Raw genomic sequence first — 24,545 nt, forward strand, 5'->3', positions numbered from 1 at the left:
GGACATCTCGCGCCTCAACCGATACCCGCCCTATGTCCCAGGTTCCGGAGGGCAGCGCCCAGCCCCTCCCAGAGGCCGCATTAGCTCGATAAAACCCGGTGGGCTGCCAGGATTTGGGAAGCGGCGGTAGTACTGGCCCATAGACCCGGGCCCCATCACGGGGACGACATCGCACGTCTGCAACATGAGGTACGGCAGCTTTGTGCGGCTTTGGCGTCACTTGCGGCAGGACCATACCCCGCCTCCCGGGTGGATGCCCATATTTGTTCTACATGCAAACCGAGGAGGTGCGGCGGAGTGCGGATGCCGGGAGTGGCCAGCCACATCTATCGGTTGCCAGCAAATTCTGGGCCGAACCCTAGTGGCGCTCCGGCGTCGGGAAATAATGGCGGATCGGCCGGACAACTGCTAGCCGTTGCGGCACCGCATAATCTAAGCGAGAAGTCGATGCTTCATTACTGAAATTGTCCAACAGCACGTTGGACAACCGGGTGGCCCTGTCACGTTGACGTCGCGGTAAGCCTCTCGCGCCCCGCCTAGTCCAGAGCACGTTGGCCGGGGGCTATTGAACCTCTAACGTCCCGAGAGGGCTAATCGAAGGGCAGTGCCTTGTACGCGGTTTCTTTGTTCATGTTCCAGCCGGCGACAAGGCCGGAGCCGATCATTTGGTCGCTGAGGCGGGCGAGGCGGTAGGCGGGGTCGTTGTCGAGGGCGAGTTGGAGAAATTGGTGGGCTTTGCTGCCTTTGCCTTCCCACCAGTTGATGTAGCCGATTGCAGTGAGGACCGGTGCTGCATGTTCTGCACTGGTACGGGTGTAGGCATGAAGGAGCAGCTGCTGGGCCCATTCGATGCGTGACCACTTCGGGGCCTGGTCGGTTTGGGCAAACAAGATGTGCTGCATGGGCTCGTCCACTCCCGGGATGTCCGCGATGAGCCGGTCCCGGATCGCCGGGAACTGAAGATTCGCGACCAGGGCGTGGCAATCATCGTCGCTGGGAAAAGCCGTGGACCCGAGCATGTCACCCCAAAGTTTCCTGCCTTGCTGGAGCGCGGTGCCGGCTGGTTGGGCGGCGATGGCTTCCATATGGTGTTCGACGGCGGCCGCTTTCGCTTCTTCATGACCGGTGGTGGGGAGGGTGACGCTGTCGGTGGATTCTATATAGCTGCCGCGGTAGATGAATTCGGCGTTGATCGCGCTGGTCTGGGTGGAGCTGACGGGCAGGGCGAGACTGGTGCCGGGTTCGCCGTCGTAGGGGGAGAAAGTTTGTTCGCCGACGAAGAGTCCGTCCCGGATGGTGATGCCCTGTTCAGCCAGGACCCCGGTGAGAGCGGCGATGGTGCCAGCGTGGGGTCTGGCTTGTCCCTGCGGGGCTGTTTCGCTGGTGTAGACGGCGAAGAGGATTGATGTGGCGGTGGTGTCGCTGGTGAGGTAGTGGGCGACGGTGCGCGCGTAGGGGAGTTCCTGGCCTGGTTGGCGGGGGAGATCGATGCGCAGGGTCGCGCCGATGCTGTTGTTGTTCAGGGTGATGCAGACCAGGCTTTCCTGGGGCCAGAAGCCTAGGGTGTGGCCGATGAAGCTGAGGACATCTGATGGTGTTGTGATCGTGAGCTTTTCCATGATCCCTTGTTTCCCTTCACCCTTTTGTGTTGCTGTGTTTTCTGCGGTTGTTGGTTGTGGGTGTCGTTCTGGTAGGGGACCACCCGCTGGGTTGGGGGGCCGGGTGCAACTTGGGGGACCGGCGCGGGGGCGAAAACTTCATCCGCAGGCAATGCTTCACGGTTCTTATCATGAAGTTTTCGGTTCCGGGTCGGCGCGGTAGCGCCCTGGTTGCGCGGAGGGCCCGCCCAGCGATCATGGGCCATATCAGAATGACAAGCAGCGTTGGAACTTCTGCCCGTCCATTGACGCCAAAGAAGTGAGCGGCATGACCGAGCAAGATAAGGCCGGTTCGAAACACTCGGAGCGATAAGTGGCTCGGCGCGCAAATCCTCCCAAGAAGGTGGGTCGTTGTCGGATTCTTGTACCGCAAAGGTCTGTTGAGGTGCGAGCCAAATCTGTCAGGACAAAGAAGAACCGCATTCCGTCGTTGCGGGGTGCAGTCGTAGGTCGAACGCTTCGGCGGGGGCGAAATCGGGGTGTGGACATTGTCCACAGTCTTGGCCTCGGACCGGGTAATACCGCCCTCGGAGTGCTTCCAATTCCGCATGTTTTCGGAAGTTCCCAGCGTTGGCAAGGCCGGGAATGCAGTTCGAGTCCCACCTCGGGCACAGGGTTTCCGCAGGTCAGTGGCTTTTGGCCTCTGACCCTGTTGACAGTGTCCACACACTGTCCGGGGGTCATTAATGACGGGTGGCAGTCACGCCGTTTTTGTCGGTGGGCCGTGCTTGTGGCCGGATCCTTCCTTTCGTTCTGTCGGCGAATTTTCGGCTTGCTACTCCTTCATTGCTGGGCCGGGTCTTGGCAACACGACTTGTTTCGACCCGGGGGAGTGACGCTGCGCCGGCTTGTGGTCTGTTTCTCGTCTCACGCATGTTCATGGTGATGGCATGGGGCTACTGCATGACCAACGGGTTGCTTTCGTTTTCTTGTCCAGGCTCGATCGGCAAGCTAGTTGACCCCAAGCATCGGGATTCCCGCTGGCAGGGCGGCCTGGTACTCGGGCTCTGCCTCTGGGCCTTCCAGTTCGCGGGCATTGGATCGGGGCGTCGTTCTTGTAGCGGAGCTACCGCTTGGAGCCCTGGTTGCGCGCAGGTCCCAAGGACGATGAAGCATCAGAATGACGGGCAACGATGATTCGTCTGATCACTCGGGACAGTTGGAACAAGGCAGTGTGTCGCGGTGTAGATTTTTGCAGTGAGAAAGCCATGTGTTAAACGGGAGCCAGCCCAGAATGAACCCCTGATGCTCGCGGAGTTCTTGAGTCCAGTTGTGGGTTATCGTCGACTTTCTTGATGCGAAATGGGCTCGATCGCCCGAATTCCGTGCCAGCAAGCCAAAATTCCACCCCTTAGATAGGCTGTCCCGGTGACAGACGAGATAGAGCGGCCCGCCTTGCCAGCTCCTCACGCACGCGGCCAAGGCTGTGGCCGTGACCGTCTCACGCGCTGGCGCTAAACCGCCCACGAGTGCCGAACTCAACTGCATTGAAACCGCCGCAGAGGACGCTCCTGCCGTCGAACTGACGGGTGCGGAGCTTGACAGCAACTGAAAGGCAGCCATGAAAACGCATGATCCATTTGCACCAACATCCGGGATCGAATCCTTCGAAGTCATCAGCGAATCCTTCGAGGATGGCCAGGTTCTTCCGAAATCCCAACGCAGCGCCGTCCTGGGAGCCGGCGGGCGGGACGAATCGCCCCAGCTCACCTGGTCGGGCGCGCCCGAGGGAACCAGGAGCTACGCAGTCACCGTCTTCGACCCCGATGCCCCAGGCTCGGGCTACTGGCATTGGGCTGTGGTGAACATCCCGGCAGACGTCACCTCCCTCCCGGCCGGTGCAGGTTCCCGGGACAACTCCCGGTTACCGTCTGGTGCAGTGCAATTGAAGAACGATGCCGGATTTGTCGGTTTCGTGGGAGCTGCCCCGCCTCCCGGGCACGGTCAGCACCGGTATTTGCTGGTGGTCCATGCCATGGATGTTGAGCGGCTGGACCTGCGCACTGATGACACCCCCGCCGCCCTGCAATCCGCGCTCTCCACCCACACCTTGGGCCGGGCGAGGCTGACGGGAACCTTCGAACGCCGCTAGGGCGTGTCTCCCAAGCCCTGAGGGGGGTGTCCGGAATGCGTGATGGGTGTCTCGTATTTCTATGTTTTGACTGATGGGCAATGGGTCCTTATTTAGCCGTTGCTGCCGTCTTCTATTGGTCGCCGGGGTCGCCCCTTCCGGGACGACCGGCGGTGGTCGAGGGCATTGTTTGCCGATACCGCTGCGGGATCGCTTGGCGGGATGTGCCAGCCGAATTGGTCCGTGGCAGACGCTTTGGAAGCGGCACCGCCGCTACAGCGGTGATGGAACTTGGGACAGTATCCTGGCCGCGCTGGTGACGGTCGCGGATCGGCCTTGCCAACTTAACTGAGACAGGACCCTTGCTGGTACTGTTTTGGTACCATTGGTGGATGGCTATGAATCTGCGTGTTCCCGAAGATCTTGATCGGCGTTTGGACCAGCTGGCCGCCGAGGAACATACGTCGAAGTCTGCGTTGTTGCTCCAGGGTGCAGAGCTGGTCCTGCAGCGTCACCATCGGACCCGTGATATCGGCGAGGGTCTGGATTTCGTGTTGAGCCATGATGCCGAGCTTTTGACACGCCTTGAGGATGCGTGACCGAGTACCTCGAGATTGAGGACGCTTTGCAGGTCGTTGACCGGTTTGGATTCCATGTCCGTGATATCGGGCTTCTGGGCTCGGCACTGGCGAGGCCGGCAACCACTGTGATGGGGGTGGAAGCCTATCCGCAGTTAGCGACGAAGGCAGCGGCGCTCATGGAGTCGGTGGCGCGGTTTCACCCCCTGATCGACGGAAATAAACGCACGGCCTGGACGCTGATGGTTCTGATGCTCTGGATCAACGGCTACCGGCATGACTTCAGCACTGACGAGGCCTTCAATCTCGTCGTGGGTGTGGCAGCCGGCGACATCACACTGCAGGACAGCGCGGGGACGATTGCGACCCACCTCGTCAGGCGGTAGCCGTGCGTTCACCTGCAGTTCGGAGATGAAGAGAGTTTTGACACTGTCCACACATTCGGCGTCGACTGGTCCATATATCGGCCGGACCGGCTCGGATTGCGCATGTTTTCTGGAGTTCCCAGTGTTTGCACGGGCGGGAATGCAGTTCGAGTCCCACCTCGGGCACAAGGGAGCCCCTCTTCAGAGGGGATTTTAGTTTAACGTGTGTACAAAGTTCGTGATGGCGTCCCTCTGGAGCTGGTGCGCGGGCTCTGGCCTGGCCACTGCGGTGGACTATCCAGGTGTGTGGGTCGCTGGTTCAGGGTCCCGGCTAGTGGGCCCTCCGCGTGCTGTGGTGCTGTTGAATGGTTCCTCGTTCCGGTTCTGTCGGGTGGGCCGGAGGTGGCCAACACCTATTCATGCTCCGGGGTTGCGGGCATAACATGACGTTGCCGACTTTGGTGCGAAATCTTCTTGAAGGGCTCGTCCTAGAGGTCAAGGAGGCCGCGTGCGCTCGGTTTGTCCTCCCAAGTACGTAGGGATTACATACTGCGGCGAGTGAGCTTTCAGCCGGTCATAACGGAGCCCGGAAGTGAGGGCGGCTATGCCGACGACGATGCTGGGGCTGCATTGGTTGTCAGGAAGTCCGAAACCAGTCGGAGGTTATCGCGGGCGGCGCCACGGCTAGGAACGTCCTCCACTAACACCCACCCTTGTCTACGATCCTTTTGGAAGCAGCGTAACGACGGCCTGTCCAGGTACTAGCTGGCCCGACTGCACGAACTCCTCCGGGCGACCGGAGAGTTCGGCGATGAGGTTAGCTCCAAGTTTAAGGAGCTGAGTCCGGCAACCGGGATCTTTACTGAGATTCCGGGTCTCCTCGGGGTCATTGTGGAGGTCGAAAAGTTGCTCATTTCCATTCTTCGAGAACCAGATGTATTTCCAACTGCCTGCTCGCACCCACCTGGATGGACTGGCCAAGGAGTACGTGCTCACCATGTAGGTAAGGCCGCAATTCAACATTGCTGCCCTGCTCGTCACCTTGTGTGAGGCCGAAGAGGCTAATGCCTTCGATGCTTCCCGGCACCGGAAGATGTGCCGCGTCGAGCAGAGTAGGCATCAAGTCACGAAGTTCGACGACGGCATCGACCCGCTGGCCCCCGGGTATGCCCGGGCCGGATATCAACAACGGCACGCGAGATGACCCCTCGTACGGATATCCCTTACGCCAGAGGCCGTGATCACCCAGCATCTCACCGTGATCGGACGTGAAAACGATGTACGTGTCTTCCTTCAACCCGAACTCGCGTAGTACCTCCATTAAGCGGGCAATCTGATGATCGATATGCGTGACGTTGCCGTAATATCCGGCACGGGCTCGGTTCAAAGTCTGCTGATCGTATGTAGCAACGTGGGCGTCTGGCCGATGATCCGTTCCATAGCCCTCAAGGTCGGCAACCCAGTCGCCCACGGGTGGTTCATGGTCAGGAAGGTTCAAATACTGTTCGAAGGCCCATACTGGCGGATTGTATGGCGGGTGCGGGCGGTGGAAGGAGAGGTACAGGAAGAATGGAACGGTAGGGTCTCGGCGGTATAACCACGAGATTGCTTCTGTCACGACCCAGTTGGTTGGGTGAAGGGATTCCGAGCGGGACCAGGGACGTGCCACAACCGAGTTGCAATTGATGCCGTCGTCAAAATAGTCCGAAACTGCGCTTTCTCCCGCTTGACCACGCAGCCAAACCAAATAGTCGTCGTACCAATCGACTTCTCGACCGCGTTTCCTGGCAAAATTTAGGTATCCGTCATGAAGAATTAACGTCGTTAAACCCAATGCGTCCGCGTTCAGGATAGTAATGCATTTTCCCGATCGCCTGTGTTTGATAGCCCGCCTTCGTGAACTCTCCCGGGAGTGTAACGGATACGTCGAAATCAACGCCGTCGGTATAGCCAACCCTTCTGTGGGAACGGGCGGTAAGGCCGGTCATCAGGGCCATGCGGGCAGGAACACAGGTCGGCGTGGATGAATAAGCATTCGAGAAATTTGCACCCTCTGCGGCAATTGCGTCGAGATAAGGCGTCCTAACAATTGGATGGCCGTTGATGGAGAGACAGTCTCCTCTCCATTGATCGGTACAGATGAGAACAACATTAGGAGTGCCCGCCGTCGAACTAGCTTGAGTCATCTAAATTCACCTATGCATTCCGCTTCGGGTCATCAAAACTCGTACCATCTATGTCTCCTGTGCGGTTACTAACGTCGCGTCCGGATACCCGTCGGCTCTGACAGTGATGGTAACGGGACCTGGCTGGGCTCCGGCGCGAAGGACCGCGAGGGCTTGGCCGTGGTAGGTGGATGTGACAGTTCCAAGGTAGCCGCAGGGGGCTGCAGGGTTGGCTGATCCTAATCCTTGCAGTGTCGCGGGCCCGTGGACGGTCACGGCTACTTCGACGTCTGTGTTCGGATTGGGGCGGTTTTCCTCGTCCACGAGCGTGATTTCCAGATGCAGGAGGTCGACCGTGTTGGCGGTGATAGAGGTCCGGTCGGCCGAAAGCCTTAGTTTGGCCGGCTTGCTGGCAGTTTGTAGCTCCCGGCGACCCAATTCGTTGCCATTGCGGTATGAAACGACTTCGAGGACCCCGGGTTCGAATGGGAGCGTCGCCTGTACGAGGTAATCGCGGTTCACTCCGACCTTTTCGCTGGCTACGACTGCTCCGTTGAGGAGGAACTGCACTTCATCACCGGAGGCATAGGCTTCGATGTGCATGGGAGTTCCTGGATCGACGTCCCAGGTCCAGGACGGTGCAACGTCTGACCAGGTCCAGGCTTTGGGTTCGATCACGTATCCGTCATCGCGGGGTTTTCGTACGGCGACGTAGGGGACGTCGGTCAGTCCAAAGACGATTTGCCGATAGTAGGAGATGGGCTTGCGTTGACCGATGAGGTCGATGTCTCCGCATACGGCGGCGATCCACGGGTAGGGGGCTCGGTGTTCCTGGGAGTCTTCGGGGTAAACGTGCCGGCCCGTACCGACCTCACCCAGAAAGTCCCAACCGGTCCAGGTGAAATCACCGAGCACGTTGTTTTTCTCAAGAATCAACTTCCACAGGCGGTCAATGTGTGTTGGAAATGATTCCGAGTTGAAGTAGATGCGGTTGGGGAATTCGTCCGCGTCGACTTCATAGCGTGCGTCTCCGTAATTTAGACCAACGATGTCGAGCATGGATGCCGGCTCCAGCAGCCGCTCTCCGAGAAGCTCCGAGGCCATGACCCGGTTCATGAGGTGGGTTACCTGGCCCAGGTAGTCGTTGAGCCCGCGGATGGTGGAGCTGTCCTGGTTTACCTCGGCGCGGAGTTCCGGGACCTTGTCCCGGGCCATGTACATACCCTGGAGAGCGTGCGTCACGATCCGGGTTGGGTCCTGCTCACGGATGCGCTCTGCAAGCAACCGACCCCACCGGGCGCCGTGCCGGGTTCCTGCTTCGATGATTTCGTTTCCGATGGAATACATGATGACGCTCGGATGATTGAAGTCCTTCGCTACCAGCGAATCGATATCGCGCTCCCACCACTGCGGGAACGAGCGGGAATAGTCGTCTGTGGATTTGGACACCGACCACATGTCGAACGCCTCGTCGAATACCAGCATGCCCAGCCGGTCACATGCGTCGAGCATCGCCACACTGATGGGGTTGTGTGCTGAGCGTATTGCATTGAAGCCCGCGTCCTTCATCCGCCTAACCCGCCGCCTTGCGGCGTCGGGGAATTCCGTTGCGCCGAGCACGCCGTGATCGTGGTGGACCGCAGCGCCTCGAAGCTTGATGCTTTCTCCGTTCAGGCGGAGCCCGCGGATGGGGTCGACTGCGAGGCTCCGGATGCCGAACGTCGTTGATTCACGGTCGATGGGTCCGTTCTCGTCCTGGAGGGTAACAGTTGCGTGGTACAGAGCGGGGTTATCCGGGCTCCACAGGGACGGGTGCGGCACGTATGTCCGCTGATGTGCAGTCAGTGTTTCGTTGGGCAGGAGTGTGACACGGGATCTTTCTGAGACCACTTCCGCGCCTGCGTCGTCACGGATTTCGAGCAGGACATCCACGGTTCGGGTGGTTGCCCCTTTATTTGCGATTGTTGATCTGACCACGACGGTGGCGAGTTCTTCATCGACGTCCGGGGTGGATACCCGCAGTCCAGTGGGCGTTATGTGGACGAGTTCACCGATAAGGAGGTGTACCGGGCGGTAGAGCCCCCCGCCTGGGTACCAGCGTGAGTCTTGGTGGGAACGTGCGTCAACGCGGATGGTGTTGGTTTCACCGTAGTTCAGGAAGGGATCAGCTTCGATGTGGAACGAGGAGTAGCCGTTGCTCCATTGGCCAGCGAAGGCTCCGTTGAGGAAGACCATGGGGTCCCGGTAGACGCCTTCGAATTCGAAAGTGATGCGTTTGGTCGCCCAGTCAGCAGGGGCATCAAACTGCTTTTCGTATGTCCAGGATCCTCCGTCAAAGTAACCGTTAGGTGCCCCGCCTGTCCCGTCCGGTGTGCGTCCGCTGGCAAGCATTGCATCGTGGGGGAGGTTGACGAGGTTGTCGCTGGGCGGTGCTACTCGGATTGCTTCGTGAACCGAGACGAGTGGGCCGAACTGCCAGTCACGGTTGAACGAAATGCGTTTCATCTACAGTTCCTTGAATATTTGTGTTAACTGCTAACGACGCCGACGGCGGTTACTTTACGCCGCCGGCGGTCAGGTCGGAGCGCCAGTAGCGCTGAAGAATGGAGAACGCGATCAGCAATGGAATAACGGCCAGGAGGGATCCTGTGATTGTCACGTGGTATGGAATGCCTTCATTCAGACGCTCGCGCCAGTTGACCAGGCCAACTGACAGTGGCTGAAGAGTATCGTTGTTGAGCATGAGCACGGGCAGAAGGTAGTTGCTCCAGATCGCGACAAACTGGTACAGGAACACCGTGACCAGGGCCGGCGTCATGATGGGGAACCCGATCCGCCAGAAGATCCGCGCTTCGCTGGCACCATCGATGCGGGCTGCTTCGAGGAGCTCGGTGGGAACGGATTGTGCTGCGTACGTGGATGCCAGGAACACTCCGAAGGGGCTTACGAGGCTGGGCAGGAGAACTGACCAGTAGGTGTTGACCAGCTCTATCTCGCTGAACATCAGGTACAGGGGGAGTGCGAAGAGGATCGCGGGTACGAGCACGGCGGCCAGGATGACGTTGGAAACGATTTTTCGGCCCGGGAACTCGTATTTGCCCAGGGCGTAGCCTGCCATTGCGGCGAGGAGGGTGCTGATGGCGGCGCCGCCAACACAGTAAATGATGGTGTTTCCGGTCCATACGGCGAAGATACCGTCCTGCTGTCCGAAGACATCTCCGATGTTGGCCAACAGGCTGAAATCGGCGAACCACATGGGGTTGGTGGTGAACAGGTCCTGGCTGTTCTTTGTTGCTGTGACGACGAGCCACCAGAGGGGCACCAGGCTATAGAACGCGAACGCGCCCATCACAATGAAGGAGAACGCGCGGGCCGAGAAAGGGACGCGCTGTTGCCGCCACGGCATACGGCTGGGCCGCTTGGGTCGCACCGGGGGCCGCGCTGCAGCGTGAGTGCGCGGGGGAGCGGTAGTCATGAGTTGGCACCCTTTCGCTGAGTGAACTTGAGGAACCCGAACGACAGGACCAGGGCAACGAGGGCCAGGATGACCGATTGCGCGGCGGCCAGGTTGTAGTTGTTCGCTGCGGCTTGTTGCTGGGCGGCCATGATTGGGGTGAACGTGGAGGAAATGCCCGGCGCCACCTTGGCCAGAATTGCAGGGTCGTTGTAGAGCTGCACGGTTCCGATGATTGAGAACACTGCGGTGAGGATGATGGCTGGCCGCACTGCCGGGACCTTGATGTGCCAGTTTGTGGCCCACCATCCGGCGCCGTCGAGGCTAGCCGCTTCAGTGAGTTCTTCGGGTACTGCCTGAAGGGCTGAGTAGATGACCAACATGTTGAAGCCCGTATAGCCCCACGTCATCATGTTGCCGATTGAAAAAAAGACCGTGTTGTTGGCAAGAAAATTGACGTCGATACCGATGGCGCTCAGCCATCCAGTGAAGGGCCCGATTTGAGGTTGGTAAAGGAAGGACCACATGATTGCTGCGATGACCCCGGGGAAGGCGTAAGGCAGGAAGTAAATCAGTCGGAAGCCGCGTTTGAAGGGTGAGAATGCGGAGTCCAGAAGGAGCGCCAGGAAAAGAGCAATAGTCAGCATAAGCGGGACCTGCACAATCCCGATCAGGAGCACTCGTCCGAAGGAGGCAATGAAGTCGCTGTTCTGCAGCGCCACGAGATAGTTCTCGACGCCCGAGAAGACACTCTTGGCACTTCCCACGCCCAGGCCGCTGCGTTCCGTCTTGAAAAAGCTTTGGTAGATCGCGTAGAAGATGGGGGCCACCTTCATGGAAAGAAACATGATCATGAACGGAACCAGGAAGAGCAGCGCTGCCCGCTTTGTCTTCCGGCTGAGCCGCGATTTGCGGGGCTTGGTGGTTGTCGTTCCTGGTTGCACTGGTTGCTGTGCAGACAGAGTGGGTGCCTTCATGGCCTAATCCTTTGGTGATGTATCGGGTGGCGGCGCCCAGCTTGCACAACTGAACGCCGCCGGCCTGCGGAGTTACTCCTTGACGCTCAAACCCTGGCTTTTCAGTTCGGAGATCGTGGATTCCTGGACGGTGTCGAGCAGTTCAGAGACCGTTCCCTGTCCTGATCCGATAACCTTTAGCCCGTCATTCATCTTGGGCTGAACGCTGGTCATGTTTGGACCCCACACCCACTTATCGGGTGTGTTCTGCGCGGCCGAGGTGAAGATCTCGGCAGTCTTGTCGGCGTTAATGAAGAAGTCCGATCCAGCTGTAAGCGCAGGCAGTTTCTGGCCACTGACGGCAGCGGGGTAAATGCCCGTCTCTTTGATCAGGCTGGTCACGCTGTCGGCGTTGGTGGTCAGCCACACTGCGGCTTCGGTGGCCTCCTTCGGGTTCTTGCACCCCTTTAGAACAGAGTAGGCCCCACCGCCGCGGTTACCCGAGACATATTCGCCTTCCTTCCACTGGGGGAGCTCAGCAACGGCCATTTTGCCCTTGAGGCCCGGCGCGTTCTTCTCAAGCAGTGCACCGCTCCAGGCAGCACCAACATAGGAAACGATCTGTCCATTCTGGAGGTTGGTGTACCAGGCCTGAGCAAAGGCCGGTTCGGGAACAACAAGCTTTTCATCCAGCAGACCCTGCCAGTAGTCAGCGACCTGCTTCGAGGGCTGGTCGTTGATGGACACCTTCCAAGCGTCATTTTCGGTGCCAAACCACTGGCCTTTGGCTTGGTGTGACAACGCGCCGAGGTCGTACGTGCTCAACGGGAAGGTCCCCATGAAGGCGGCAGGATCCTTCTCCTTCAGGGTTTTGGCGGTAGCGCGGTACTCATCCCAGGTTTTAGGTGGCGTGATACCGTACTGCTCAAACAGGTCGGCGCGGTAGTACAGCGCCATTGGTCCGAGGTCCCCCGGGATGCCGTATACGTTTCCCCCCAAGCTGGATAGCTGCCAGGCCGCGGCTGAGTACTGGTCTTTGCTGCCCTGCGCATGCTCGGTAATGTCCTCAAGGGAACCCGATGCCGCAAAGCTGGGGACGGTGTCGTAGCTGATCTGGCCCAGGCATGGCGCATTCCCCGCATTTACAGCGTTCAGCATCTTGGAGTAGCCGCCGGCAGATCCGGCAGAGATCTGGGTGTACTTAATTTGAACATTTTTATCTTTATGCGCCGCGTTGAAGACATCCACTGCCTTCTCCTGGCCAACTGCAGCCCCCCAGAACTCGACGGTCACTGGCTCCCCGGCAGGGCCGGTCTCGGCCGGGCTAGGGCTGCTGTTCGAACAACCGGTTAGCGCGGCTGCACTCAAAAGGGCGACGCCTGCCGCCGTGCTTGTAAACCAACGAGGTGCCATGAAAACTCCTACTGTTTCTTCTGTGGGATTGATGAATCGGTTAGTGTCTGCAGCGCATGCCCTGGATGTGGTGCCCCATGGGCCACCTGATGGGGCGTTCCTTACTTCTTTGCCGTGGTTCTGCGTCGTTGTCACTCATCCAGCGATTAGGAGCCACCCCAGTGGCCGGGAGCCGGACGTGCTGTGATTCAAAACCTGTCTCTCATTAACACGAGTATGAAGCTGGTGACCGTTGTGAGGTGAGAACCTCATCACGGCCTTTCATTGTGAGATGAATCTCGTAATTGGGAAAACTATCTCAGTCTGGGAATCCTTTGTCAATGCCTTCACGTCGCTTTTGTGTCCCCTGCTATCGGGAGAGCCTGGGGGCACGTTTCGCGAAAAAGAAGGCCCGGTCGTGACGGCTCTGCGGCCCCACTGCAGTTGGCCAGCCGAGCTTGCAACGGGTTCAGGCGACGGACGCAACGGGAGGCTACGCATGGCCCTCCCACTGCAGCGTCAGCAGGCCAACGGGGATCGGCAAGCAACGCCGGGACTAGAGACTCGGCAGAAGGAGGCGGGTGCGGTCAACGAGCGGTTGGTGTGCAAGGAACTGTTGTTTCGCGAGTTTGGTGAACCTTGTCGACTGAGCAACTGTGCGCAGTAGAGGCCGCAGGTTTTGAACGTGGAGTTCTGGTCCTGGCGCAACAAGGACCCTCGAAGCGACTGCCCGAATACTCACAGAGCTTGAATTGTGGGTCGTCTCAATGGTGAGCCAGCCTCAGGGGAGCCTGGTTGATCACGGCCTCCGCGTGCGCCCGATCGCCCCGCCCTCCCCATGATGTGAACTGATGCTGGACTTCTTCGTGAAACTCTTGTACTAATTGGTAAACGATTCTTACTTTTCCGGGACCCTCTATCGATCTGCGACACAGCAGGAATCAGGATAAAGACACATGACTTCCACACCGGCCCTCGTTGACTACAGCCCTGACAGCTCAGACTCAGCCCAGCGCATAGTCCTGGCCTCCCGGCGGCCCGCATCCTTGGGATCGACACCCGATGGCGCCATTGCACTGTCCATGGGAGAACCGGACTCCGGGACACCGAATCCCATCGTCGAGGCCGCGGTTGAGGCCTTGCGTAGCGGCAGGACACGCTACACAAACCTCAGTGGAGCACCAGAACTACGCCGCTCCCTGGCCGAGAAACTGACACGTACGTCCGGTCAGAATCTCAGCCCGGAACAGCTTGTAGTCACTCACGGAGGAAGTGCAGGCCTGGCCGCCACGATACTTGCCCTTATTAATCCCGGAGACAAGGTTCTGATTCCGGAACCGACGTATTCCCTGTATGCAGACCACCTGGCCATGGTTGGTGCCGAGGGAATCTGGGTTGCTAACCGTGCAGACGGAACGTTGGATCTTGAGCGGCTGGCCCGCGAAGCGGCGGATAGCCGCATGATTATTCTCTGCAATCCAGGTAACCCAACAGGCCGGGTCTACAGCGAGGACGAACTCCGGCAACTGGCAGTAATTCTGGAGGCCCACCCTCATCTTCTGCTTCTTTCCGACGAGGCCTACGCCGACATTGTCTTTGATGGCATGAAGTTTCTATCCGCTTTGGAACTTCCAAATGTCGCAGATCAGGTCATCTGCTGCAGCACGTTTTCCAAGACCTACGCCATGACCGGGTGGCGGCTTGGTTACGTAGTCGCCTCCCTCAAACTGTCAGAGAAGATCAACCTGCTCCATCGAACGCTCAACGGCTCCATCAATACCTTCGTGCAGGACGCCGCCCTCGTCGCTTTGGAAACACCCGCTGAACACCTCCGAGCCATGGCCGAGTCATACCAGGCACGCCGCGACATCGTCGTCGACAAGCTTTCCGGCATCCCCGGACTTAGCATGCTCCCGCCCCAAGGCGCTTTCTATGCGTTCGTCAAAATCGACTCAGGCCTCACCTCGGATGAGATGACCGCCCGGTTCGCAGCGGCCGGAGTAATTGTCAGGTCCGGCAGCGAGTTCGGGCCATCCGGGGAAGGACACGTGCGCCTCTCATTCGCCACCGACCCCGGAAACCTTGAACTCGGCTTGGACCGGTTCATTGACGCAACGCGGAACCTCATGTGACCGAGGAACTACCCGGCTGTCAACCTCTCAGCACCAGAAGTACATCTGCACACGCCGCGGACCGTACAGGGAAGACCACTCCGTTGCGCCGTGATACGAAAAGGAACCTGGTCCGGCTGCTTCGTGCAGTCTCGGAAGAAGTCCAGGAAAGCCCCGGCAACTTGTCGTTACAGGGAGTTGCTGCCAGGGCTGAAGTAGGTGTGGCCACTGCGTACCGCTACTTTTCGTCACTGGATGAGCTGCTCGAGGCTTACACCATCAACATCACCGAAGAACTCCGGGACTTCGCCCGGCAGTGCCCCCTGTCCGGGAGGGACCTGTACAACGCCGTGCTGTCCCGCTGGATCACCCTGGTACTCGAACACGGCAAAGTCATGGTCCAGCTGCGTTCCCGCTCCGGATACCTACATCGCCTCGACCAAGGCGACCCCGTCATAGCAACCTCCCGCGACATCTGGGAACAACCCCTGAGAGGACTCCTCCAGGATCTCAGCCTCCCCGACAGCCTGCTCAGGCACGCCCTCTTCCTGAACAACGCACTTTCAGACCCCCGCGAAATCCTCGAACTCTCTTCAGCCGACGCCATGACATCCAACGACATAGCCTCGGTCCTGGCAGGAGCCGTCGCCGGCGCACTTCGGAAAGATCCCCGTTCTACGGTGGCTTTCCGGCAATGAAGAAGCGGCCCTAGGACGGTGCCGCTGAGGGACTTGACCTCCGGTCGTCGAAGCGAGGAGGTCACCGTACTTGAAGTAAAGGACAGTGTTGGGCTGCAGCCACCGCAGGTCTTGAAGCCGTGCGCTATGCGAGCCGGCCGGTTGTTGCTCTTTCAGATGGAACCGGGAGACGCCAGTTTGGTGTGCCACGATACGGCCGAAAAGCCCTTGGCCTGGAACACGCAGTGCCTTAGCTGCCAAGACTTCCTGGGGACGCTGCCGAGCCACACTCCTGGGGCGGCGCTTGCCCCACCCAACAGGACCTCACCAGCCTCGATTTTTAGGCCAGCAACACTAACCTGTGAACTGGTGGCTATACAGGGGCCCTGGTACCCGCAGCGTCCGCCCATCCATGAAGAGAGCCGGAAAGTGCTTCCAGCAATTGGCCAGCGATCTGCTCCGGCTTCAGCTTCTCTGTTTCGCTCAAGTCGAGGATTTCGCGGGGGTCTGAGAGTGCGTTGTTCAGGAAGAGGGCGTGCCTGAGCAGGCTGTCGGGGAGGCTGAGATCCTGGAGGAGTCCCTTCAGGGGTTGTTCCCAGATGTCGCGGGAGGTTGCTATGACGGGGTCGCCTTGGTCGAGGCGATGTAGGTATCCGGAGCGGGAACGCAGCTGGACCATGACTTTGCCGTGTTCGAGTACCAGGGTGATCCAGCGGGACAGCACGGCGTTGTACAGGTCCCTCCCGGACAGGGGGCACTGCCGGGCGAAGTCCCGGAGTTCTTCGGTGATGTTGATGGTGTAAGCCTCGAGCAGCTCGTCCAGTGACGAAAAGTAGCGGTACGCGGTGGCCGTCCCGATGCCCGCACGGGCCGCCGCGCTTTGCATCGTCACGTTGCCCGGGTTCTCAGCGATCTCCTCACCGACTGCCAGCATGAGGCTTTTCATGTTTCGACGTGTGTCACTTCTCAACTCACTGTCGCCTTTCTTTCGGTCTCGGTCGTATTGCCGCTCTTCCAACGGATCTTTGCAGTGTCGCGTATGGGCATGGTTATTGTTTCGACACAGAAGCATTGTCCGGGATCAGCCACGATCGGAGGAGCCGGGTGACCACAGGCAGGACCCATACTGTCATGATCGGAGTAAGTACGGTGGTGGTTACAAAGACTCTTGCAGTTGTCCAAAGACCACCCCATGCGGGATATACGGCTTCCATGAGAAGAGCAAAAACCAGACTGACAGGGAAAAATGCGAGCCAGACGCTCACCGCCTGTTTCCATCGGGCCGGCCGAGGTGGGGGAGACGAGAGCAATTCACGGGATTGAGTGGAATCAAACCAGCCCTCGATCCCGGTCAGTTTTTCGACGCGACGTTCCTCCACCAGCCCGTTTCCCTGATCGAGCCAGCCTTTGCGTGTGCTTGAACTTTCCCAGGCGCTCAGGGCAAAGGGGTCTGCGAACCGGTAAAGCATGTACCACTCATCGCTTCGCCTGGATGACCGTATCCATCCAGATCCGAGAAAGCCTGGCCAGCGGCTAGCAAGACTTACTCCGGACTGGACCCAAGCAGTCACCTCATCGGTGCGCGCAGGGTCTACTTTTCTCGTGACCGACACTGTCACCGACGAAGATCCAACCTCGCTTGTTGAAGTCATCTCCTGCTATCCACCTACGTATCTAGTGCTTTGGTGCCCGTACCCATGAAGCCATTAACCGGCGCTTGCCTAGCTGGCTGAATCTCAGTTCATCTCTGAACTGGGCCAAAGATCCGAACCTGCTTCCAGACGGAAATGGCTAGAGCGTATCAAATAAGAATATGTTACCAATCATGATTGTGCCACTAGGAACCAAGGGGGATCGGCGTCCCTTAGTTCTCCCGCAGGCAGGAAGCACTTGAGACGTGAAAGTAGCACTCTGCCTGGTTGACGGGAAGGAATTGGAAGCCTCCGTCCTTGATGCGACGCCAATTCTCAGTCGATCAGGCCATGATTCCAATGAACAGGTCCCATTCGTTGTGACGATATTGGTCGTCTGCCCCCTCCGCTGCGGCATGGCTGGACCTTAAAGCAATGAGTCATAGGACCATAGGCACCTGCATCGGGTCACCGGATCGGCCTCGTCGTTGTTTGACTCAGGCCGCCCTTCTGCCCGAAAGGCTGAAACTTTCCTTTGGGATAAGGGGCGGTCAGTCCGGGGACTTTGGGTAGAACGGCCTGTGACTTCGCCTGGCAGGGAAAGTGGTGGCGTGAGTTGCTTTGTCCTTGCGTACCGGCGTCGGTCTGCATTCCTGGACTGAATGAGGGTTCTGCTTTTCATGATGGAGTTTCATTTGGAGAGGGTCGACGGGGCATTGATGGGGGCGGTGGTCGCTAAGTACTTCCAGCACAATTCCTCACAGACAGTTTTAGTGAGCCGCCGCAGGGGAACTTCTGACAGAGTTCTGGATCCGTGCGCGGAGTTTGCGTTCGGAGTCGTGGATGTCCCTAAGCCTGTTCAGAACTATCCCGGAGCTTTCAGCTGGGAGGACTGCGACTCCGTCGTCGTCCGCTGAGACAAGATCGCCGGGATTGACTACAACGCCTCCGCAAGCCACAGGAACATTTACCGCTCCTGGTCCATACTTCGCTGGGCCGGCAGGGGATACGCCCCGCGCCCACAATGGCAGCCCCATTTCCCCTATGGCGGCCCGGTCCCTGGCCAGTCCGTCGATGATGACGCCGACAATGCCTGCAGCAAGGCAGATCTCGGCGAGGAGATCTCCGAACACTGCCCGCGTTGTCCCGCCCAATGCGTTGATGACCAAGACGTCTCCAGGTTCCGCGTCATCAAGGGCACGATGGATGGCCAGGTTGTCGCCCTCGCGTGTCAACACGGTCAGCGCTGGTCCGACACACCGGCCGGCAGTCCATTGGGTAGCAATGCCAGAATCCATGAGATTGAGACGGTCCATGGCATCACCAATGCTGGCTGTTCCGTACTGCCGGAGACTTTTGACTACCTCTCGGGAGGAAGCCCCTGCACGGCGACCAACCGTCAATGAGCTCGTGGGTGCGTCGATGAACATAGATGCCTCTCGGGAGTTACTGGATTGATACATGCATACTAATTGGTAATAAGTTCTTATTTTGCCCCGCCGCTGGCCGAGAAACAAGACCCTTGATGACATCCTTCGTGGGTAACGGCAGCTAGATGACAAGCCGCAGCCCAAAAACACCTTCGCGCCGACGTCGGTTTTCGGACTTCCGGCCAGCGGCTATCGCTTCGTTCGTGGTGCCGTAGTCAGCATCGAAAGCACCGCCAGTGCCCGCATGGTCCAACGGAGACTGCCTGTACCGCGTGAATACTACGGCCATGAGGGAGTTGATACTGGTGAGGCCAACCCCGCCCCGGTCGGGAATCGAGTACTACAGTGGATGTATGGCTCCCGGCCGTAATCCGCTTGACGACCTGCGCGAAACCATCGGCCATCTGGCCGATCAGCTCAAGCTGCCCGGTTCGGAGCGCGTCGATGACCTGGTCGGCGATCTCATCGGTGCGAGGCCCGGGCCGGCCCGGCCGCTGTCCGAGGTGCAGGCTGAACTCGACGCTCTGGTAGGACTGGAGACCGTGAAGGAACAGGTGCGGGCCCTCGTCGCACTCCTCCAGGTTCAGGCCCGCCGTAAGGCGCACGGCCTGCCTGAGGTGGCCACGTCACAGCATCTGGTGTTCCTCGGAAATCCGGGCACGGGCAAGACCACCGTGGCGCGGCTCCTGGCCGAAATGTACCGCGCGGTCGGTCTGCTGCAGAAAGGCCACCTGGTCGAGGTCGACCGTTCGGGCCTGGTGGGGCAGTACGTCGGAGCGACCGCCATCAAGACGGACCGGGTGATCCGGCGTGCGCTGGACGGCGTCCTGTTCATCGACGAGGCTTACGCGCTGGCGCCGGAGGACGGACGGATGGACTTCGGCCCCGAGGCGATCGAGGTCCTGCTCAAGCGGATGGAGGACCACCGCCACCGCCTGGTCGTGATCGTGGCCGGGTACCCGCGGCTGATGGAGTCCTTCTTGCTCTCGAACCCCGGACTGCGCTCCCGGTTCGCCCGCGAGATCACGTTCCCCGACTACTCCGTCGACGCACTCCAGGCGATCTTCCACCAGATGCTGGCCCAGCACGAGTACACACTGGAGCCGGGTGCGGACCAGACGCTGCGCCGCATCTTTACCGGGCTCCACGCGGGCGAGGACTCCGGCAACGCACGGTTCGCCCGCACGCTGTTCGAGCAGGCGCTCAACCGCCAGGCGCTGCGGCTGTCGCTCGACGAGGACCAAAGTCTGGACGCGCTCGATCGTGAGGCCGTCATGACGCTCACCGCGGACGACATCGTCGAGGCCGCGCTGGCCTTGGGCGAGGAGCCGGAGCCGGAACCGACGCCGGAACCGGAGCGGTCACGCTGGTGGCGCTGGCTGGTCTGACCGGATGTGCGGCGGCTCTCAGGCGAATGCCCGTCCCGCCCAACGCGCGGAACCTTCCGTTACGACCGTTCTTCGCCCGGGGGGCGGTATTCGCCTTGGCGTTCAAGCAGATAAGTGCGGTCGTCAGGCCTGTACGCGCCGTCGGAACTGCCGTGGCGTTTCCCCGACATCGTTGAGGAAGTGTCGATTGAAGTTGGACAAGTTAGAGAAGCCCACCTCATAGCAAATGTCGGAAATGGGCCTATCGCTGCGCTCGAGCAGACGCTTGGCGTGCGTTATTCGGAGTTTGCGGACCAAGTCGCTGAAATTCTGGCCTGTAGCTCTCTTGAAGTACTTGGAAAAGGAGGCTTCCTGCATACCTACCAGCGCGGCGGCGTCTGACATTTTCACAGTTCCGGCGTGATTGCTGAAAACATACTCAAGGACAAGATCGACGACGGCGGCGGCCTGGCCGTCCAGCTGGGGCCGGAACCATTCATCAGCCAGGTATTCCCGGTCCTCCGGCGGCGCGCATGCCAGGACCGTAAAGAGCCGGATCAGGTGCTGGAGGCGCGCCAGGCCGCTGGTGGCGCCCATGGCTTCGATCGCCTCTGCTGCACTCAGCGCGGTTTGTCCAAAAAACTCGATTCCCCGCGAGGATTGCTGAAGAAGAACCCGGACCTCATCCAATTCAGGCATGAGGCCAACGCACTGCTGAAGCCAGTTGCCGTCAAACTGAATGACCGCGTCGCGCTTTTCCAGTACTTCGCCGGGTTCCAGGTCGCTGACCCAGTCATGCGGCAATCCGGATCCAACGAGTGAAACATGCCCGGCTTCGAACGTCCCGATATGGTCGCCCACGATGAATTTCCCGGACCCCTTCCGGATCAGGTGGATCTCATATTCAGGATGGTAGTTCCACCGGGCCAACGGACTTGGATAGTCATGCTCATTCCAGCGGACGGAATGGTTCGGGTCAGCCGGGATCACCTCCCGGTTGGCGCGCATGCCAACCAGTCTCTCCGCGAGCCGCGCCGCGGCCCCCTCGCGGCCGTCATCACCCATGCTGTTCTCCTACATTCGATTTATGAAATCTGGACAGCCTCATGCGATCTTTCCCCTAGATTATCGCCTCCTCCCGACGTCAGACGGGAAAATTAGTATCAGAAGTTCGCAAGTAGGGCGCTAGTTGTCCCTCCCGCACCGGCCTAATGTTGAAGAACATCAGCGTGGCAGGCCGAGTCCCCCTCCGCAGCCCCGCTCCAGTCCAGTTCTCCGACACAGCAGTCGGAGGCTGCGACTGCCTACCCCATGAAGAACAAAGGAGTCCTTAATGCGCCCGAAAATCCGCGCTGCCACCCTCACCGCAGGTGCCCTTGCGCTGGCCTTGGCTGCCTCAGCCTGTTCGGGGGCCGGCGGCGGCACCTCAGCAGGAGACCAGAACAGCATCAACGTGCTGATGGTGAACAACCCCCAGATGGAGGACCTGCAGAAGCTGACCGCTGACAACTTCACCAAGGACACCGGCATCAAGGTCAACTACACGATCCTCCCGGAGAACGACGTCCGAGCCAAGATCAGCCAGGAGTTCTCCAGCCAGGCCGGCCAGTACGATGTTGCATCCCTGTCGAACTACGAGATTCCGTTCTATTCTGCGAACAAATGGCTGGCGCCGCTGGACAGTGTGGCGAACGACGCCGAGTTCAACCAGGACGACATTCTTCCGGCCTACACGGCATCCCTGACGGGAGAGGACGGCAAGCTCTACGGCGAACCGTTCTACGGCGAGTCTTCCTTCCTGATGTACCGCAAGGACATCCTGGAAACCAAAGGCCTGACGATGCCGGAGAAGCCCACATGGGATCAGGTGGCCGAGCTGGCAGCCCAGGCTGATGGCGCGGAGCCAGGTATGAAGGGCATTTGCCTCCGGGGCCAGCCGGGCTGGGGCCAGGTCTTCGCCCCGTTGACCACCGTGGTGAACACCTATGGCGGCACATGGTTCGACAAGGACTGGAACGCCCAGGTCAACTCCCCGGAATTCGTCGAAGCCACCAAGTTCTACGTTGATCTGGTGCGGAAGCACGGTGAAGCCGGCGCCGCCCAGGCAGGGTTCACCGAATGCCTGAACAACATGAGCCAGAGCAAGGTGGCCATGTGGTACGACGCCACCTCTGCAGCCGGCGCTCTGGAAGCCGAAGGATCACCTGTGAAGGGAAAGATCGGCTACGCCCAGGCTCCCGTCAAGGAAACGGATTCCTCCGGTTGGCTCTGGACCTGGTCCTGGGGCGTGCAGGCCGCGTCCAAGAAGCAGGATGCTGCCGGCAAGTTCATCGCGTGGGCCAGCTCGAAGAAGTACGAAGAACTGGTGGCGTCGACGCTCGGTTGGGCCAAGGTTCCGTCCGGCAAGCGCATCTCCACCTACGAGAACGCCGAATTCCAGAAGGCAGCCCCGTTCTTCGAAGCAGAACGTTCCGCTATTGAAAACGCGGATCCGAAGAACCCGGGCGTGCAGGAACGGCCGGTTGTGGGCATCCAGTTTGTTGGGATTCCTGAGTTCGCCGACCTTGGCACCACTGTCTCCCAGGGAGTGAGCTCGGCCATCGCCGGACAGGGCACCGTGGAGGACGCGCTGGCCAAGGGCCAGGAAGCCGCTCAGAAAATCGGCGACAAGTACAAGAAGTAACCACCCACCAACCGGAGCTGTGGCCCGCCTGCCGGCGGGCCACAGAACGGCAGGAGAACATGATGACTACCGCAACAGCGCGCGTCGCCCGTCAAGGACACGGCGCCCCCAAACCTTCAAAAGACGCCAGGGCCCGTGAACGCGCCACGGCATGGGCACGGCGTGCGCCGCTGCTGCCGGCCCTGATCTTCCTCATCATCGTCACGCAGCTTCCCTTCGCTGCCACCCTGATCATTTCGTTTATGAACTGGAACAGCCTGCGCCCGGACCAAACGGGGTTCGCCGGTTTGAGCAACTACGTCGAAGTCCTCACCAACGCGGACCTGCGCCAGGCCATCTTCACCACCATCGTCCTCACCGTCTCGGTTGTCTTGGCCAGCCTGCTCATCGGACTGGTCCTGGCATTGCTGCTGGATAAGAAGTTCATCGGCCGCGGACTGGCCCGCACCCTCCTGATCGCCCCGTTCCTGGTGGTTCCGGTGGCTGCAGCCCTGGTGTGGAAGCACGCCCTCCTGAACCCGACATATGGTCTGATCAACGGCATCCTGACCTGGATCTGGTCACTCTTTGGCAGCAGTACGCCGCCGCAGCCGGACCTGCTCTCGCAGGCTCCGCTGACGGCCGTCATCCTTTCCCTGGTCTGGCAGTGGACGCCGTTCATGATGCTCATCCTGCTGGCAGGCCTGCAGTCCCGCCCCATGGACACCGTGGAAGCTGCCCAGATGGACGGCGCAAGCCCTTGGGAAATCTTCCACCATTTGACGCTGCCGCACCTTCGCCAGTACCTGGAACTTGGCGGCCTGCTCGGCGCCATCTACATCGTGCAGAACTTCGACGCCGTCTTCACCCTCACGTCCGGCGGCCTGGGCACAGCGAACCTGCCGTACTCCATCTACCAGACCTTCTACTTCGCCAACGAATACGGCTTGGCCTCAGCTACCGGCGTCGTGGTGGTCATCGGCACGATCATCGTCGCCACCTTCGCGCTCCGCACCGTTTTCTCGCTCTTCAAGAAGGAGGCAGCACGATGAGCATCCAAACTCCTGCCGTACCCAGCAAGTCGGGCAATGCCCGTTCCACATCGCCCACCGCCCTGAACACCCGCCCGGGCCGGCGCGGGTTGTTCAAGCCCGGCCGAGGCAAGTCGCGGATGGACCCCACCCGAAACAACACCGCCGCCGGCATGGCCGCCTGGCTGCTGGCCCTGCTGTTCGTTGCCCCGGTCCTGTGGATGGTCCTGACATCCTTCCACTCCGAGACGGATGCCGCCACCAACCCGCCTTCCCTCTTCGCGCCCCTGACCCTCGATGGCTACGAGGAGTTCTTCGGCGCCAGTTCCGGGGTCAGCCCCTGGCCCCCGCTGATCAACTCAGCCACCGCGTCGGTCCTGTCCACACTCCTGGTGCTGGTCCTGGCCATCCCGGCCGCCTACGCGCTTTCGATCAGGCCGATTAAAAAGTGGACAGACGTCATGTTCTTCTTCCTCTCCACCAAAATGCTGCCAATCGTCGCAGCCGTCCTGCCGCTGTTCCTGTTCGCCAAGACCATCGGCGGGCTGGACAACATCTGGTTCCTGATCCTGATGTACACCTCCATGAACCTGCCCATCGCAGTGTGGATGATGCGCTCATTCCTTGCTGAAGTGCCGGTGGAAATGCTTGAGGCATCTCAAATCGACGGAGCCGGCCTCCTTCTGACACTCCGCGCCGTGGTGGCGCCAGTTGCGATGCCCGGCATCGCGGCCACGGCCCTGATCTGCTTCATTTTCAGCTGGAACGAACTGCTCCTGGCCCGGGTCCTCACCGGTGTTATGGCCGGAACTGCGCCGGTCTTCCTGACCGGCTTCGTCTCCAGCCAGGGCCTGTTCCTGGCGAAAGTGTGCGCGGCGGCAGTCGTGATCTCCCTGCCCGTGCTGTTCGCCGGCTTTGCCGCCCAGGACAAACTCGTCCAGGGCCTCTCCCTCGGTGCGGTCAAGTAACCGCGCATCACCGCTTCGATTCGCAAAGG

20 protein-coding genes and 1 pseudogene are annotated in these 24,545 nt (G+C 59.9%); 10 read left to right on the plus strand and 11 right to left on the minus strand.

Annotation, left to right across the window (positions count from 1 at the left end):
* Window positions 1-590: 590 nt before the first annotated feature.
* Window positions 591-1,619, minus strand: a complete 1,029-nt coding sequence (locus tag M1E17_RS10775) for a DUF4192 domain-containing protein (RefSeq protein WP_457967289.1) — start codon at window positions 1,617-1,619, stop codon at window positions 591-593.
* 1,600 nt (window positions 1,620-3,219) lie between these two features.
* Between M1E17_RS10775 and M1E17_RS10780 the strand changes: the two genes are divergently transcribed.
* The 4 genes and pseudogenes from M1E17_RS10780 to M1E17_RS10795 all read left to right on the plus strand — a co-directional run bounded on the left by M1E17_RS10780 (window position 3,220) and on the right by M1E17_RS10795 (window position 4,693).
* Window positions 3,220-3,750: a YbhB/YbcL family Raf kinase inhibitor-like protein gene (locus M1E17_RS10780; protein WP_457967291.1), complete on the plus strand. Its 531-nt coding sequence runs from the start codon at window positions 3,220-3,222 to the stop codon at window positions 3,748-3,750.
* Window positions 3,751-3,792: 42 nt separating this feature from the next.
* A pseudogene (locus M1E17_RS10785) lies at window positions 3,793-4,060 on the plus strand (transposase); the annotation flags it as partial.
* A gap of 61 nt (window positions 4,061-4,121) precedes the next feature.
* Entirely contained in the window at window positions 4,122-4,328 is a 207-nt protein-coding gene (locus tag M1E17_RS10790) for a ribbon-helix-helix protein, CopG family (RefSeq protein WP_457967293.1), read from the plus strand.
* Window positions 4,325-4,693 carry a type II toxin-antitoxin system death-on-curing family toxin gene (locus tag M1E17_RS10795; RefSeq protein WP_457967295.1) on the plus strand — a complete coding sequence of 123 codons (369 nt, stop codon included), beginning with the start codon at window positions 4,325-4,327 and terminating at the stop codon, window positions 4,691-4,693. The genes M1E17_RS10790 and M1E17_RS10795 overlap by 4 nt, the downstream gene beginning before the upstream one ends.
* An 889-nt stretch (window positions 4,694-5,582) precedes the next feature.
* Here M1E17_RS10795 and M1E17_RS10800 read toward each other — a convergent pair.
* The 6 genes from M1E17_RS10800 to M1E17_RS10825 all read right to left on the minus strand — a co-directional run bounded on the left by M1E17_RS10800 (window position 5,583) and on the right by M1E17_RS10825 (window position 12,495).
* Complete coding sequence (locus M1E17_RS10800; RefSeq protein ID WP_457967700.1) at window positions 5,583-6,341, minus strand: sulfatase-like hydrolase/transferase; 759 nt, start codon at window positions 6,339-6,341, stop codon at window positions 5,583-5,585.
* 136 nt (window positions 6,342-6,477) lie between these two features.
* Window positions 6,478-6,858 (minus strand): sulfatase-like hydrolase/transferase, encoded by a 381-nt coding sequence (locus tag M1E17_RS10805; protein ID WP_457967297.1) that lies wholly within the window; start codon window positions 6,856-6,858, stop codon window positions 6,478-6,480.
* A gap of 48 nt (window positions 6,859-6,906) precedes the next feature.
* Window positions 6,907-9,342: a glycoside hydrolase family 2 TIM barrel-domain containing protein gene (locus M1E17_RS10810; protein WP_457967299.1), complete on the minus strand. Its 2,436-nt coding sequence runs from the start codon at window positions 9,340-9,342 to the stop codon at window positions 6,907-6,909.
* A gap of 49 nt (window positions 9,343-9,391) precedes the next feature.
* Window positions 9,392-10,312 carry a carbohydrate ABC transporter permease gene (locus M1E17_RS10815; protein WP_457967301.1) on the minus strand — a complete coding sequence of 307 codons (921 nt, stop codon included), beginning with the start codon at window positions 10,310-10,312 and terminating at the stop codon, window positions 9,392-9,394.
* Window positions 10,309-11,268 carry a carbohydrate ABC transporter permease gene (locus M1E17_RS10820; protein WP_457967303.1) on the minus strand — a complete coding sequence of 320 codons (960 nt, stop codon included), beginning with the start codon at window positions 11,266-11,268 and terminating at the stop codon, window positions 10,309-10,311. Before M1E17_RS10820 ends, M1E17_RS10815 begins: the two co-directional genes overlap by 4 nt.
* Window positions 11,269-11,340: 72 nt before the next feature.
* Window positions 11,341-12,495 carry an extracellular solute-binding protein gene (locus M1E17_RS10825; protein WP_457967305.1) on the minus strand — a complete coding sequence of 385 codons (1,155 nt, stop codon included), beginning with the start codon at window positions 12,493-12,495 and terminating at the stop codon, window positions 11,341-11,343.
* Between the two features lie 1,100 nt (window positions 12,496-13,595).
* Between M1E17_RS10825 and M1E17_RS10830 the strand changes: the two genes are divergently transcribed.
* Window positions 13,596-14,771 carry a pyridoxal phosphate-dependent aminotransferase gene (locus M1E17_RS10830; protein ID WP_457967307.1) on the plus strand — a complete coding sequence of 392 codons (1,176 nt, stop codon included), beginning with the start codon at window positions 13,596-13,598 and terminating at the stop codon, window positions 14,769-14,771.
* 161 nt (window positions 14,772-14,932) lie between these two features.
* Window positions 14,933-15,448 carry a TetR/AcrR family transcriptional regulator gene (locus tag M1E17_RS10835; RefSeq protein ID WP_457967309.1) on the plus strand — a complete coding sequence of 172 codons (516 nt, stop codon included), beginning with the start codon at window positions 14,933-14,935 and terminating at the stop codon, window positions 15,446-15,448.
* Between the two features lie 352 nt (window positions 15,449-15,800).
* On the opposite strand, the gene M1E17_RS10840 is transcribed toward M1E17_RS10835, so the two are convergent.
* The 3 genes from M1E17_RS10840 to M1E17_RS10850 all read right to left on the minus strand — a co-directional run bounded on the left by M1E17_RS10840 (window position 15,801) and on the right by M1E17_RS10850 (window position 18,374).
* Window positions 15,801-16,373, minus strand: a complete 573-nt coding sequence (locus M1E17_RS10840; RefSeq protein ID WP_457967311.1) for a TetR/AcrR family transcriptional regulator — start codon at window positions 16,371-16,373, stop codon at window positions 15,801-15,803.
* 103 nt (window positions 16,374-16,476) lie between these two features.
* Window positions 16,477-17,079, minus strand: a complete 603-nt coding sequence (locus tag M1E17_RS10845; RefSeq protein ID WP_457967312.1) for an antibiotic biosynthesis monooxygenase — start codon at window positions 17,077-17,079, stop codon at window positions 16,477-16,479.
* Window positions 17,080-17,828: 749 nt separating this feature from the next.
* Window positions 17,829-18,374, minus strand: a complete 546-nt coding sequence (locus M1E17_RS10850; protein WP_457967314.1) for an RraA family protein — start codon at window positions 18,372-18,374, stop codon at window positions 17,829-17,831.
* A 467-nt stretch (window positions 18,375-18,841) separates the two neighbouring features.
* On the opposite strand from M1E17_RS10850, the gene M1E17_RS10855 reads away from it, so the two are divergent.
* Window positions 18,842-19,876 (plus strand): AAA family ATPase, encoded by a 1,035-nt coding sequence (locus M1E17_RS10855; protein WP_457967316.1) that lies wholly within the window; start codon window positions 18,842-18,844, stop codon window positions 19,874-19,876.
* Between the two features lie 123 nt (window positions 19,877-19,999).
* On the opposite strand, the gene M1E17_RS10860 is transcribed toward M1E17_RS10855, so the two are convergent.
* Window positions 20,000-20,920: an AraC family transcriptional regulator gene (locus M1E17_RS10860; protein WP_457967317.1), complete on the minus strand. Its 921-nt coding sequence runs from the start codon at window positions 20,918-20,920 to the stop codon at window positions 20,000-20,002.
* A 268-nt stretch (window positions 20,921-21,188) separates the two neighbouring features.
* On the opposite strand from M1E17_RS10860, the gene M1E17_RS10865 reads away from it, so the two are divergent.
* The 3 genes from M1E17_RS10865 (at window position 21,189) to M1E17_RS10875 (ending at window position 24,516) form a co-directional block, all read left to right on the plus strand.
* Complete coding sequence (locus tag M1E17_RS10865) at window positions 21,189-22,538, plus strand: ABC transporter substrate-binding protein (RefSeq protein ID WP_457967319.1); 1,350 nt, start codon at window positions 21,189-21,191, stop codon at window positions 22,536-22,538.
* Window positions 22,539-22,600: 62 nt separating this feature from the next.
* Window positions 22,601-23,569: a carbohydrate ABC transporter permease gene (locus M1E17_RS10870; RefSeq protein ID WP_457967321.1), complete on the plus strand. Its 969-nt coding sequence runs from the start codon at window positions 22,601-22,603 to the stop codon at window positions 23,567-23,569.
* Entirely contained in the window at window positions 23,566-24,516 is a 951-nt protein-coding gene (locus M1E17_RS10875) for a carbohydrate ABC transporter permease (RefSeq protein WP_457967323.1), read from the plus strand. The genes M1E17_RS10870 and M1E17_RS10875 overlap by 4 nt, the downstream gene beginning before the upstream one ends.
* Window positions 24,517-24,545 lie beyond the last annotated feature (29 nt).

The sequence above is a fragment of the Arthrobacter sp. D1-29 genome, from assembly GCF_054130585.1.